Below are 12939 nucleotides of genomic sequence, written 5' to 3'. Positions count from 1 at the left end.
GTACACATGCTTTCTTTTTATAAAACAATCATTGATGTTTAGATGAAAAGGATGATTTGGGCATATAGCGCTTAAAAAACTTCAGGCCACCTCTACTGTTCCCATCATCCTCACCGTCGGCTCGCAGACCAAGGCGTTTTCCTCAGGTTCAGTCAATGGTGGCGGACGTTGCCAATCACTTACGCATATACAAAGAGAGAGGATTCTGATGCATGCTAATTGCAAACATCAGAATCCTCTCTCTAATCTACAGTATAAGTCGTATCACATATATTTTGTGTTACTAAAGCAATCTCTTTAATCTACTGCATGGTACGTTTATAGATCAGTTCTTTGGGCGTATTACATACTTGTGTAGCCGCCGTCAACCGGTAAAGCAATTCCTGAAACGTAGCTGGATGCTGGAGAAGCAAGGAAAATTGCCGCTGTGTCGAGCTCTCCTTCAACACCGTATCTTTCCATAGGAATAGCTGTCTTTGCGTACTCTTTGAAATAATCTGAATCAAGGGTTTCCTTTGTAAGTGGAGTGTAGAAATACCCGGGACAGATGGAGTTTACAGTTATGCCGTGTTTTCCCCACTCACCTGCAAGTGCTCTTGTAAGGTTTACGACGCCACCCTTAGCTGCGTGGTATGGAGATGAAGGAGCAATCTTGTTTCCAACAAGTCCGTACATAGAAGCAATGTTAATGATTCTGCCGTATTTTGCAGGAATCATTGCCTTTTTAGCAACTGCTCTTGCAACTTTGAAAGTTCCGAACAGGTCAATGTTAAGCTCGTTACTGAACTGATCATCTGTAATATCTTCAGCAGGAGCAACAGCACCTGTACCGGCGTTATTGATGAGGATATCAATCTTTCCGAAGTGAGCAAGGGCTTCATCAATAGCTTTTTCTACCATATCTGTATCTGTGATGTCACATCTTATAGCAAGGGTATCAACTCCGTATGTATCATGTATTTCCTTTGCAACCTGATCAATCATCTCCTGACGTCTGGCAAGGGCAATGATAGAAGCACCCTGACTTGCAAGAGCTTTAGCCATCTGCACGCCAAGTCCTGTGGAGCATCCGGTTACAAGTGCAACTCTTCCTGTTAAATCAAATATATTATTCATAAAATCACATCCTTTCTTTGTATGTTTTGTATTTGTGAATTAGATTGTATACAATCTACCACATAATTAAATTGTGTGCAATATAAAATTTGAAATTCTTTTATATTTTTTTTATTTTTATGGTACGGGATATGGTGTAGCATAATATTTGAATTATTATTTCAAATATGAGGAGGAAATTATGAAAAAAAGATTCTTGATAGCAGTTTTATCTGCAGTAATGGCTTTACCAATGGCAGCTTGTGGTGCTGACGGGAAAGGTACAGCAGAAATACCTGAAAACAGTGAGTCTGCAGATGCAGTATCAGATGTTGCTGCCGCCGCAGAATCCGACAGTACAATAGGCATAGCAAATCCATGGCATGATTGTACCGAGGAAGAAGCATATGAGGTTGCGCCAAATCTCTTTTCAGTCCCGGAAGGTGCGACTAATGTTGTGTGGAGTATGATGGATCCGGAAACAAGTGAAAGTGAGTATTCATGGCCTTTGGTTCAAATGACTTTTGATCTTGATGGCAATTCTTTTGTGGCCAGAGAGCAGTATGGAACCTCAGATCCTTCAGCAGATATTTCAGGGCTTTATTATAATTGGACAGCACAGGATGATATCACTCTTGCAAATTGGGCCGGTGGAAATATGACAGGAGTATACTCCAGATATATAGGCGATGATAAATATGTTGACCTTGTTACCTGGTATGACATTGAGACAGGTGCCAGTTATGCTCTTTCAGTAGAAGCAGACAATCTTGATGGATTCGACCTTCAGGCTGTAGCAGAAGCAATGTATGATGAGAGCAAGCAAATAGGTGCCAATATCCCTGAAGATGATGAATATATTCCAACTGATATTACAGGATGTGAAACTTTTACACAGATTGTAGACAAGCTTACATCAGGTCAGGGTTACGCAAATGCTACAATTGATGGTACTGATGTTTTACTTGTAACAAATTATACTTTCAACAATGATGTTGATGGTGGCGTTTTTAATGCAGCAATCGATTCAGAAGTATACAGATACAATGACAGTGGCGTGCCTGAATATATTGGATATGTGAAGGCAGGCGGAACAGCTTATCCACTGGCAATTTATGACGGAAAGCTCTACGCAGGTGGAAATCACGGAATAAGAAGATTTACGATTACCGATGGAATTTTCTGCATTGATGAAGAAGCTTATGTGGAGTACGATACAAACGGAGATGCAACCTATTATCACCATTCAGATCTTCGCGAACTTGATGGTGATGAAAATGCAGTTGTTCCGGATGATTCAGCAATGCTTAATATGTACGCAGACCTTGAAAATGCAGAAGTGATTGAATATAGTGTTGTGCAGTAACATATACTTTTTTGTAAGCGGACGCAGATGAACGACAGTGTAGACATAGTTCTGTTCACTCCGGTATTTTTCAATGTGATAAATTGGATATAAAACACCCACAAAAGCCTTGTTTCATGCTTATTCAAAACACAAGTCTTTTGTGGGTTTATTTATATCCATTTATCATCATTTCAAAATAAATCGTTCACATAACTATGTCTACACTGCCATCTCATCTGCTGTTCTGCTATAGCAATAGTATCTTATCCATGCAGTAAATAGAAAAATCCATTTGTGCCCATAACTTTGGATAGAGCGATTTAGTATGAGCAATAGAGACTGCTAATGAAAAATAAGAGCCTCATTTCCTGTTTTGAATAAGCATGAAAGGAAATGAGGCGAATTATTTTGAATTTACTGTCTCTTTGCGAATACTACCCGAGCTCTGGACAAAGCTATGGACGCAAATGGATTTTATTTTGGCGCTAGCAAGAAAGTATATGTTCTTGTATTAGTGATTACTTTTTTAGGTAAGCGGCATAGTATGCTGCTCCTATGCAGAAGCCGCCACCAATGATGTTTCCGATTGTTACCGGAACAAGGTTTGTTATAAAGAACCCGGAAAGTGACAAGCCATCTGCGGGGATTCCATAAAAGACTGAAGTAAGCATTCCTGCCGGAATAAAGTACATATTGGCAACGCAGTGCTCAAATCCACAAATGATAAAGAGCATTACAGGAAGCCAGAGTGCAAGAACTTTACCTGCAAGTTCGTCTGCTGCAAATGAGCACCATACAGCCATGCATACCAATACATTACATAGAATTCCTCTTAAAAGACCATCTGCGAAGCTTATGTTTGATTTTGTAATGGCGGTATTAACGACTGATAAAGCAAGTGCGTTGTCGCCAAATGAATAAATGTGGCTGAAAGTTGCAAGAGCGGCGATTATAAAGCCACCGATCATGTTTCCAAAGTAAACAATTACCCAATTTTTGAACATGCCTGAAAGTTTGGCCTTACCTGAAAGAACAGGGATTGTAATAAGACAGTTGCCTGTAAAGAGCTCTGCACCTCCAATAAGAACCATGAAAAGACCTATCGGAAAGACAACCGAACTGATCATCCTTGCGGATGAAGGATCTGAAGCAAAGCAGGAAGCTATCTGGCTTCCCAAACCTCCAAGTGCTATAAATGCTCCTGCCATTATTCCAAGTAAAAGAGTCTTACCAAAAGGGGCAGATGCTTTAGCTGAACCTGCTGCTTCATATCTGGTGGCAATTTCTGCCGGTGATTTCATATCTTTTTCCTCCCAAATTAACGTGAAACTATATTATAATCTTAAAGGAGTATTTTTGAAAAGGGAATATTTTTGGGGATTTAATCATGTATATTTTTGAAACTCATTTGCACACTATCGAAGGAAGTGCCTGTTCATCAACTCCCGGAGAGAAGTACATAGATTATATGAAAAAACTTGGATATAGCGGAATCATCGTGACAGATCATTTTTTTAACGGAAACAGTGCGGTTCCTAAAAATCTGCCATGGGAAAAGAAAGTTGATCTCTACTGCAAGGGATATGAACATGTAAAGGCAGCAACTACCGATGATTTTACAGTTCTTTTTGGAGTTGAATATAACTTCGAAGGAGACGAGTATCTGATTTACGGATTAGATAAGAACTGGCTTTTATCTAATCCTGACATAATGGAAAAAGACAGATATGAAGTCTATGAGACAGTTCATGAAGCCGGGGCTATAATGATTCATGCGCATCCATATAGGGAAAGAGATTATCTGAAAGCGATACATCTTACGAAAAAAGTTTGTGACGGTGCAGAGGTCTATAATGCGTCAAACCCTGACTGGCAGAATGCTCTCGGATACCGGTATGCGGCGGAAAATGGCATGAGGATGGCTGCAGGCTCTGATATCCACAATTTTGGATTAAAAAACATGGGTGGAATGGGATTTAGCCGTACCATAAAGACAATTGAAGAGTATGTTGAAGCGTTTATGGCAGGAGAGGGCATACCTCTTTATAAGAGCGATGCATTGAATCCGTTATCAGAGTTTAAGCAGGTTGACACTAATGCTCTTTTGACAACTCCGGATAAAGGACCATCTCTTGAAGTCATTTACCATTGAGAAATATACGCACAGTTAGACAATTAAGGCAATAATGTTCATTATTATGATAAAAGAGGAATAATATATGATTACTTTATTTCATGCAAGTTATAGTGTTATCGAGAAACCGGATATTCATTATGGCAGGAAAAATGCCGATTTTGGGCAGGGCTTTTATACTTCTGATAAATATGAGTTTGCAGGCCGCTGGGTGGTTGAGAAAAAGGATGCTGATATCATCATAAATAAGTATGAGCTTGATGAGAGTAGTCTGAAAATCAAACATTTTGAAAGAAGCAAGGAATGGTTTGAGTATATATTTAATAACAGGCGTGGGAAAGCAGACTATCTTAGAGAGTATGATCTGATTATTGGACCGATTGCCAACGATACTATTCATGATACTTTGGGAGTTATCACCAGTGGATTTTTATCTGATGATGAGGCTATGAAACTACTTATGGTTGGCGATTCTTATGACCAGATTGTTTTAAAGAGCCAAAAAGCTTCCGACAATCTTAAGTTTATTTCTCATGATGTTCTTACCACGGAACAGATCCGGGAGTTTAAGAAACTATCTGATTTTGACAATAAAAAGTACATGGAAGAATTTGCAAAGACAATGGAAAGTCTTTCCTGACATGTGAAAAATAAAATAAGTGAGGATGGGGTGAAATTTTTATAAAAAGATTTAACCCATCATTAAAGATATCTGAAATTTTCTGTATTGTGTTTATTTTTTTTTTTTTTTCTGATAACATCCACATAGATTCAAAAAACAGCAATTTGATATGGAGGAATGTTATGTACAGAAAATTTCTTATGAGGATGACAGCTGCTATGACAGCTATACCGTTAAGCGTTGCTATGCCTGCAATGACTGTGGCGGCAGAAGAACCTGTAAACATTGGTAGTGTTACCATTGATGAAACTACAGTCATAAATGGACAGATAACTGATGAAGGCTGGAATGCAGGCAGTGAGCCTGAAACAGAAAGAAAATATGAGGGTGATGTTGTAATAGAAAATTTACCAGATGGTGAGTCTGCAGCAGTTAAAGTGTCAGAGGGCGGAACTATTGAAGTTACAGGTAATGTGACTAATAAAGTAGAACAGGGCGATGGTATAAATGCAACTAACGGAACCGTTACTGTAGGAGGAAATGTAACTGCTACTAATAATGGAGAAGGAATAATTGCTGGTGACAGTAGTGGTGGTGGCGCCAATGTTCAGGTAGTGGTAGGCGGTGATGTTAATGGGGGATCCTATGGAGTAAAAGCTACCGAAGGTAGTGGAAATACGCAGGTCGTTGTTGTAGGAAGTGTTACCGGAGGAAATTATAATAATACATATGACACCAATGATGGAGTCCATGCTGAAAAGGGCGCAGAAGTAGAAGTTGGAAAGGATGTTACTTCAAAGCTAAATATCGGAGTAAATGCCGATGGAAGTGAAGTGAGCGTAAGCGGAAATGTTACAGGAGAAACACGCGGAGTAGAGGCTAAATATAAGGCGGAAGTTGCAGTTGGAGAAGATGTCACTTCAAAAACCGGCTTAGGAGTGTATGCTGCAGACGAAAGTACTGTAATTGTAGATGGTGACGTTAAAGGCAAAACCGGTGTAAGTGCCTTGAATTTTTCTGAAGTAACAGTTAAGGGTAATGTAGCGGGAACAGCCGGTATAGGAGTTAGTGCAACTGATGGAAGTAAGGTTACTGTTGGCACAGCTGATAATGCAGAAAGCGGAAATATTTCAGCCCAAGCCACCGCTGAGGCCGCTGTGTCTGCTTATAACAGTGAAATAAATGTTACAGGAAATGTTACAAATCTCGGACAAGGGATATCGGCTGAAGGCGCTATTGTAAATGTGACCGGAGATGTAACAAGTACGAGCAGTGACGTTTGGAAAACAGGAGTGTATGTGCGCGATAATTCTAAAGTAAATATAGGCGGAGATGTTACTTATGGTGGAGCAGCTGCCGCTATATATCAGACCGGCTCCGATGTAGAAATCGGAGGGAATGTTAGTGCCCTTCAAAGCGGAAGCATAGGAATCGTATCTGAGCAAGGAACAGTAGTTGTAGAAGGAGATGTCTTCGGTGCGTCTGTCGGAGTATCTGCACAAACTCCTTCTCACTCAGGAAATGATACAGCGAAAGTAATAGTTGAAAATACAATCAAGTCTGAAGAAACAGGTGTTAAAGTATCATTGTCCAGCGATCAGGGCAAAGTTGTAGAAGGAGAAGAGGCTGATGCTGCACCCCTTCCTACTGTAACAGTATATAACATTGATGCACCAACCCCGGTAGTTGTTGAAGTAGAAACACAGGCGGTATCAGAGGATAAACTTGATGAATATATAGCTCAGACAATAAAATACATCATTGATGCAGGTGAGAATATTTCAATCGGCGAAGGGGCAGAATATAATGAGGATAGAGAATTTTATACTGCAGCTTTGAACAAAGGATTTATTATCACACTTGCTACAGGATATGAGCTTGATGAATATGACGCTTCAATTGTTAAATATGAGAATGGGACTGTAACGCTTATTAATGCTAAGGGCGGCATTAAACTTAATGCCAAAAAGATAGCAGAAGTTATTAATGATGAATCGGAAGATCCAATTCCAACTTCATCGGACGAAGAAGATAAACCAGTTATCCCACAACCTTCAGATGAAGAAGATAAGCCTGTAACTCCGCAGCCGTCTGAGGAAGAAGATAAACCTGTAACTCCGCAGCCATCTGAGGAAGAAGACAAACCTGTAACTCCACAGCCATCAAAAGAGGAAGATAAACCTGTTAACCCACAGCCTATAAATGTGGTAGTTATTGATGAAGATGAAGAACCTTCACAGGATCCTGCTCCTGTTCAGAGAGCTGAAATTGCAGCACCTGTAAATCCCGATAGCTACGGAGCACCTCATGGAATGATAAAGGTTAGAAACGCCACTTTAGACAATCCTCTTCCGGAAGTAGTAAGTGGAGCTGTACTTCCTATGAGATCAGTTTCTTTTAATATGTATGAAGTTACACCTGCCCAGTATAAGAGTGCATTTATAGATAATGTTTCCTCTGCGCCTATGGGTGGTATGTTAAGGATTGAGACAGATACAACAAGTTGTTTTGACGCAGCAATGATCAATTCGATTGCTACACGCTCCGACCTTGGAATCGAACTCATATTCCCTAACAAGACACTTGGCAAAAAATGGAGAGTTGTAATTCCTGCAGGATATAACGTGGCTTCATTATTAGATGCAAATGGATTTGTAGGATTCATGCATCTTGCCGAAGTTTTTGGATATACGGAAATTGAAGCCTGATATAAAATAAGAATAAGGGGTGCATACGCTGTCAAGGTGTATGCACCCCTTAATTTCTGCCAAAAAATAATATACAAAATTGTAAACATCTCCGAAAAAAAACTGATTTATGCCAAGACATTGATTTTTATATCGGAGATTGTTACTATTTAAACGAACACGTTCATAAAAATGATTGTATTTTAATATTCACTATTCGAGAATTTATCTAAGGAATAATAAAAATGCCCAAAATCATAGAAAATATAAAAGAACAAATAATTGAAGAAGCAAAGAGGCAGCTCTTTGAAAATGGATATTCGAAGACAACTATCCGTTCGGTGGCTACAGCCTGTGGAATTGGTGTTGGAACCATGTACAATTATTTTTCGTCCAAGGATATGCTGATTTCTTCGTTTATGCTTGAAGACTGGAAAAATTGCACCGTGCAAATGAAGAAACTTGATACGTCTAAGCCGCTTATTTTTCTTGAGGGTATTCATGACTATCTAAAGGTTTTTATAGATAAATACAGTTTTCTATTTAATGACAAGGATGCAGCATCTGTCTATTCTTCGGTTTTTACTGAAAGACATGTGCAGCTGCGCGGAGTACTTGCAGCAATAATAATGCCGGTTTGCACCTGCAAAGACTATGATGATCCGGAGTTTCTTTCCAGGCACATTGCTGAATCACTGCTTTTTTGGACACTTGAGGATGTGCCTTTTGATAAGCAGGCCGGTATCTTTAAAATTCTCTTAAGTCTATAAAACATCGCATGTATTTAAGGAAAAGTTTTTTGCTGAAAAGTGAAACTTAAAAAGGCGCAAAAATGGGGAAGCGTCTTTTTTAGCTATAAATTACAAAAACGGAGGGTATGAAATGAGTAGCTTTGAAAACTTGCGAATCGTAGACAATTTTTATCAGACATCATTGTTTTTTCCGATGCCTACCGTGCTTATAAGCACTTTATGTGAAGACGGTTCAACTAATTTAGGGCCATATTCCCTGATCCAGCCATATTATGTTGCCGGCAGGGATTATTATGCAATGCTTCTTAATTGCCGTAATTCATCAAATACAGCCCAGAACATTCTGCGTACAGGTAAGTGTGCGATCAACTTTATCGATGATAATCCCAAAAACTTTCATGAGGCAGTTAAACTTTCATGGCCGGGCGATAAGCCGTCTGAGAAGATGCCAAAGTGCAAATTTAAACTTGAAAAAAGCCTTATTCAGGAAGAGAACCCTGATGACATACGACCGATGGTCATGACTGATGCCATTGAAGTGATCGAGTGTACATGGATGCGTGATCTGGACGGGGCTTCAAATGATGCACCGGGTCAGCTTGAAGGTTATGAAGGACCATATCATGATTTCAACGGCATCACCAGTAAGTTTGGAGCACATTTTATTCTTAGAATTGACAGGATCCTTATGAAAAAGAAATATCGCGATGCCATAATTAATGGTGTTACAGCAAGGGACTTTCCGCCACTTCCTGTGGATTACGGATACAGAGATTCCAAGAACTTCTGGTTCCACAGAAAAAGGCGCATGAGGGCTGAACTGTTACAGGTTCGTGAAGCTTCGCTTGCTTCTGTCCGTTATGCGGCAGAAAGAGCAGATGACAAGATTAAGTTTACAGATGATGCATTAAAGTGCCTTTTGGGAGTTCCAAGAGTCTTTTTACCGGCGGCTTTAAAGGGATGCGTTGAATGGGCAAGAGAGAACAATGTGGAGCTTGTCACAGAAGAACATATGAAGATTATCAACGACAAGCGCGCTCAGGAAAAGAAGAAAAAATAATTCTTGTTCATATTAGACAGAAGTAGGGCACATAATAAAACTACGTTATTTGGAGGAAATGTAAACATGAAGGTTGTACTTGCAGGCGCCTATGGCAATCTGGGCGCAGATATATTTAAAGTTCTTTTAAAAGAAGGGCATGAAGTTGTAGCACTTGACATGATGCAGAGAGATATTGAGCTTGATGGCAAATACTCTTTTACCAGGGTTGATGTAACAAAGCCGGAAACACTAAAGGAAACATGCGACGGAGCAGATGTTGTCATAACTACAGTCGGGCTTACTAAGGGTTCCGCTACTATTTCCAACTATGATATTGATTATCAGGGGAATCTCAATATTTTGGAAGAGGCAAAAAGAGCCGGGGTTAAGCACTTTACTTATATCTCAGTAATAAGAGCCGATCAGGCGCCCAAGGAAGTTCCAATGGTACATGCAAAATATCTTTTTGAAAACAAGCTAAAGGAGAGCGGGCTTACCTATGTTATCCACAGGCCAACAGGGTATTTCTACGACATTGTAAAGGTGTTCAGACCAATGGTTGAGAAAGGCTCAGTTACTCTTCTTGGCAATAAGCCTGTAAGCTGTAATGTTATTTCAACTGAAGATTTTGCTGATTTTATAGTAAAACATATGATGGACGACAATAAGATCTATGATGTAGGCGGAAAAGAGACATATACCTATGAAGAAATCGCCGGGATGTGCTTTGAGGCAGCGGGAAAAGAGGCGGTTATAAAAAAGGCCCCAACCTGGCTTTTTGATATCCTTGCTTTTGTGAATAAGTGTAGGAAAAACGGAAAAGAAGCAATTATACGTTTCTCAAAATTCACCCTGTCGCAGGATATGATAGGCTCAACTCAGTATGGAGATATGAGTTTTGCCAAGTACATAAAGGACAGCTTTAAAAAATAATATGTGTAAACTATATCGAAAAGGAGATTTGTTATGTACTTTAATTATCTGGCAATAATATGCCTTGTTTGCGCGGTTTTGTGTGCAGTAGGCTTTTACAAATATGTGTATTTTTTATCTATTGGTTACGGTTTTGCAATAGCAGGCGGAGGACTTACCGTTCTTATTATTGCTTTGAAAAATGGCTTGGCACAAGGTGTTACCTGGCTTTTGGTTTTACAGACGGTTTTGTTTTTAGCATATGGTGCAAGACTTTCAGGATTTCTTTTGGTTAGAGAAATAAAAAACGCCGCATATCGCAAGACTTTAAAGGAAGCCACAGGAAATGACAAAAAGATTCCGGTATTTGTAAGCGTTTCTATCTGGGTATGCGTGGCTGTTCTGTATACAGCCCAGGTAAGCCCTATGCTTTTTAGATATGCGAATGGATCCAAAGATGCAGTTATTCCTGTTATCGGAATAATCATATCTGTGTGCGGGCTTTGCCTTGAGTCACTGGCTGATAAGCAAAAGTCTGAACAGAAAAAAGTAAATCCCAATATGGTTGCCACAGAAGGACTATACAAAATGGTAAGATGTCCTAATTATCTTGGGGAGATAATTTTCTGGACAGGGGTATTCATATCGGGTGTCACAACATATACAGGGATTGGTCAGTGGTTAATGGCAATCATAGCCTATATCTGCATTGTTTATATTATGTTTAACGGTGCCCAGCGCCTTGAAAAACGTCAAATGGCCCGGTATGGCAATGATAAGGCATACAATGCCTATGCAGATAGAACACCAATAATCATTCCTTTTTTGCCAATATATCATTTGAACAAAAAAGCTTAATGACAGCATCGGGGGTTATGTATGAAAAACTTTTCAATTTCAATGGGGATTACAGATTTTATACCGGTTATTCTTTTTTCTGTAGCAGCAATCATGCTTCAAAGGGATTTATATAACAAGATGAGCAAGGGAGCATTTGCTTTATTTGCAGTCGGAACAATCGATATCATATGTGCGGGAGTGGCAAAAGCGCTTTACAAGATTCTTTACGCTTCCGGCATATGTGATTTTAAGGCTTTGAATGATATATTTTTTCCGCTTCAGTCAATAGGTTTTTTACTTGCAGGAATAGGAATTGTGGCAATGATAGTACATAAGCAGGGAAAAGATGCGGCTCTTTGTGCGGCTGCACCTCCCGTGTTTTCGGGGACAGCCATATTTGTAAGCTGCATGTGTCTGGGGCTTGCGCTGATGTATTTTGTGCTGTGTATAATATCAATTAAATTAAAAAGGCCGCTTCTCATAGTTGTTTTTTTACTTTCGTTTATATGTTCACTTGCTATGGGATATTTATCTGCAAAAGACTTTAGCCAAAGTTATATGAACTGGCTTGCTCAGGGAATCAACGTAGTTGGACAAGGGCTATTTCTTTATGGAGTAATAGTAATGCAAAGAGCAGGGCTTACTGATCTTGTTCTTGGAAGGTGAGATGATTATGAAGTGTGCGGCGGAATTGTTTGAAATTATACAGAAAAAATGTGAGCTTGAGCCCATAAATACGCAAGGGTTTGATAACCTTAAGATTCAGGGGATGAAATTTGACATTAAGGCATATAGAGCAAAAGGCCTGGGACACATATCATTTATGAATGCCAAGGGGCTGTTTGGACTTATGCAGATGGACACTATAATAGTCACACCTTTGGAGAAAGATCTTCCTCTTTTTTCTTATGACAGAATAAAAGCCTTTGGCACTGATACCTTGATTGGAGAACTTTTTGATACTGTTGTTAACTTAGAGTCACTGGATGTGGTGGATGAACTTGAGACATTGACTGCCGGTTATAGAGATCTTCCACGCAGAAATCCGGGGAAGCATTGGTATGACGATATAAAGCTGTCCGGAGGAATGTCATATAAAGGCAAAAAGAAAATATCGGGTGCTTTTGATAAGTTATCAAAGGAATATGTGATGACATTTTTTAATCTGCCTGATATTCCCGTTACTGATGTGGCAGTTAAGAAACAAAAGACACTTAACTATGTAAATGATCTGCTTGAAAACGGAGGACCCTCAACAAACGTATTTATAAATGCGATTGGAAAAGAAAGAACTAAAAAGCTTTTTTATCAGGTGTTGTTTGGAGTTTAATGTAGAAAAGAATAATGTATACTGTAGATTAGCGACAGGAAATAAAATAGAATTGATTATGGTTACGAATGCTTACGCGGATAGCGTAAGCATTCTTGCATTTACAATTTTATATGATCATCCATTTTTATGATATAGCCATAGGACCTGGCAACGTCCGCCACCCTTGACTGAACC

General features: G+C 39.4%; 12 protein-coding genes. 10 read left to right on the top strand and 2 right to left on the bottom strand.

What is annotated here, in order from left to right:
- Positions 1-342: 342 nt before the first annotated feature.
- Positions 343-1116: an SDR family oxidoreductase gene (locus J6O61_RS02925; protein ID WP_292209388.1), complete on the bottom strand. Its 774-nt coding sequence runs from the start codon at positions 1114-1116 to the stop codon at positions 343-345.
- Positions 1117-1297: 181 nt separating this feature from the next.
- Here J6O61_RS02925 and J6O61_RS02920 point away from each other — a divergent pair, with 181 nt between their 5' ends.
- Positions 1298-2461, top strand: a complete 1164-nt coding sequence (locus tag J6O61_RS02920; RefSeq protein ID WP_292209386.1) for a hypothetical protein — start codon at positions 1298-1300, stop codon at positions 2459-2461.
- A gap of 500 nt (positions 2462-2961) precedes the next feature.
- Here the strand turns inward: J6O61_RS02920 and J6O61_RS02915 are convergent, their stop codons facing one another.
- A complete protein-coding gene (locus J6O61_RS02915) occupies positions 2962-3744 on the bottom strand; it encodes a formate/nitrite transporter family protein (protein WP_292209383.1) in 783 nt (260 codons plus the stop codon).
- A gap of 86 nt (positions 3745-3830) precedes the next feature.
- Between J6O61_RS02915 and J6O61_RS02910 the strand changes: the two genes are divergently transcribed.
- The 9 genes from J6O61_RS02910 to J6O61_RS02870 all read left to right on the top strand — a co-directional run bounded on the left by J6O61_RS02910 (position 3831) and on the right by J6O61_RS02870 (position 12762).
- Complete coding sequence (locus J6O61_RS02910; protein WP_292209379.1) at positions 3831-4595, top strand: PHP domain-containing protein; 765 nt, start codon at positions 3831-3833, stop codon at positions 4593-4595.
- Positions 4596-4662: 67 nt separating this feature from the next.
- Positions 4663-5217, top strand: a complete 555-nt coding sequence (locus J6O61_RS02905; protein WP_292209376.1) for a DUF3990 domain-containing protein — start codon at positions 4663-4665, stop codon at positions 5215-5217.
- A 164-nt stretch (positions 5218-5381) separates the two neighbouring features.
- Positions 5382-7907: a hypothetical protein gene (locus J6O61_RS02900; RefSeq protein ID WP_292209373.1), complete on the top strand. Its 2526-nt coding sequence runs from the start codon at positions 5382-5384 to the stop codon at positions 7905-7907.
- Positions 7908-8131: 224 nt separating this feature from the next.
- Positions 8132-8656 carry a TetR/AcrR family transcriptional regulator gene (locus J6O61_RS02895; RefSeq protein WP_292209371.1) on the top strand — a complete coding sequence of 175 codons (525 nt, stop codon included), beginning with the start codon at positions 8132-8134 and terminating at the stop codon, positions 8654-8656.
- A gap of 112 nt (positions 8657-8768) precedes the next feature.
- Complete coding sequence (locus J6O61_RS02890; RefSeq protein WP_292209368.1) at positions 8769-9698, top strand: hypothetical protein; 930 nt, start codon at positions 8769-8771, stop codon at positions 9696-9698.
- Between the two features lie 66 nt (positions 9699-9764).
- Positions 9765-10613: an SDR family oxidoreductase gene (locus tag J6O61_RS02885; protein ID WP_292209366.1), complete on the top strand. Its 849-nt coding sequence runs from the start codon at positions 9765-9767 to the stop codon at positions 10611-10613.
- 33 nt (positions 10614-10646) lie between these two features.
- Positions 10647-11450: a DUF1295 domain-containing protein gene (locus J6O61_RS02880; protein WP_292209364.1), complete on the top strand. Its 804-nt coding sequence runs from the start codon at positions 10647-10649 to the stop codon at positions 11448-11450.
- 21 nt (positions 11451-11471) lie between these two features.
- Positions 11472-12098 (top strand): hypothetical protein, encoded by a 627-nt coding sequence (locus tag J6O61_RS02875; protein ID WP_292209362.1) that lies wholly within the window; start codon positions 11472-11474, stop codon positions 12096-12098.
- Between the two features lie 7 nt (positions 12099-12105).
- The gene (locus tag J6O61_RS02870; protein ID WP_292209360.1) at positions 12106-12762 is read left to right on the top strand and encodes a hypothetical protein; all 657 of its coding nucleotides are present in this window, start codon (positions 12106-12108) and stop codon (positions 12760-12762) included.
- Positions 12763-12939 lie beyond the last annotated feature (177 nt).

This window comes from Butyrivibrio sp., assembly GCF_017635265.1.
In the GTDB taxonomy this organism is placed as follows: domain Bacteria; phylum Bacillota; class Clostridia; order Lachnospirales; family Lachnospiraceae; genus Butyrivibrio.
Note: the sequence above shows the minus strand (reverse complement) of the source record. Positions and strands in the feature narration are given on the sequence as shown.

Coding starts and splice junctions, on each gene's coding strand:
- J6O61_RS02900 (WP_292209373.1), top strand. CDS start 5,382: ATGTACAGAAAATTTCTTATGAGGATGACAGCTGCTATGACAGCTATA.
- J6O61_RS02890 (WP_292209368.1), top strand. CDS start 8,769: ATGAGTAGCTTTGAAAACTTGCGAATCGTAGACAATTTTTATCAGACA.
- J6O61_RS02905 (WP_292209376.1), top strand. CDS start 4,663: ATGATTACTTTATTTCATGCAAGTTATAGTGTTATCGAGAAACCGGAT.
- J6O61_RS02880 (WP_292209364.1), top strand. CDS start 10,647: ATGTACTTTAATTATCTGGCAATAATATGCCTTGTTTGCGCGGTTTTG.
- J6O61_RS02915 (WP_292209383.1), bottom strand. CDS start 3,744: ATGAAATCACCGGCAGAAATTGCCACCAGATATGAAGCAGCAGGTTCA.
- J6O61_RS02895 (WP_292209371.1), top strand. CDS start 8,132: ATGCCCAAAATCATAGAAAATATAAAAGAACAAATAATTGAAGAAGCA.
- J6O61_RS02910 (WP_292209379.1), top strand. CDS start 3,831: ATGTATATTTTTGAAACTCATTTGCACACTATCGAAGGAAGTGCCTGT.
- J6O61_RS02920 (WP_292209386.1), top strand. CDS start 1,298: ATGAAAAAAAGATTCTTGATAGCAGTTTTATCTGCAGTAATGGCTTTA.
- J6O61_RS02925 (WP_292209388.1), bottom strand. CDS start 1,116: ATGAATAATATATTTGATTTAACAGGAAGAGTTGCACTTGTAACCGGA.
- J6O61_RS02870 (WP_292209360.1), top strand. CDS start 12,106: ATGAAGTGTGCGGCGGAATTGTTTGAAATTATACAGAAAAAATGTGAG.
- J6O61_RS02875 (WP_292209362.1), top strand. CDS start 11,472: ATGAAAAACTTTTCAATTTCAATGGGGATTACAGATTTTATACCGGTT.
- J6O61_RS02885 (WP_292209366.1), top strand. CDS start 9,765: ATGAAGGTTGTACTTGCAGGCGCCTATGGCAATCTGGGCGCAGATATA.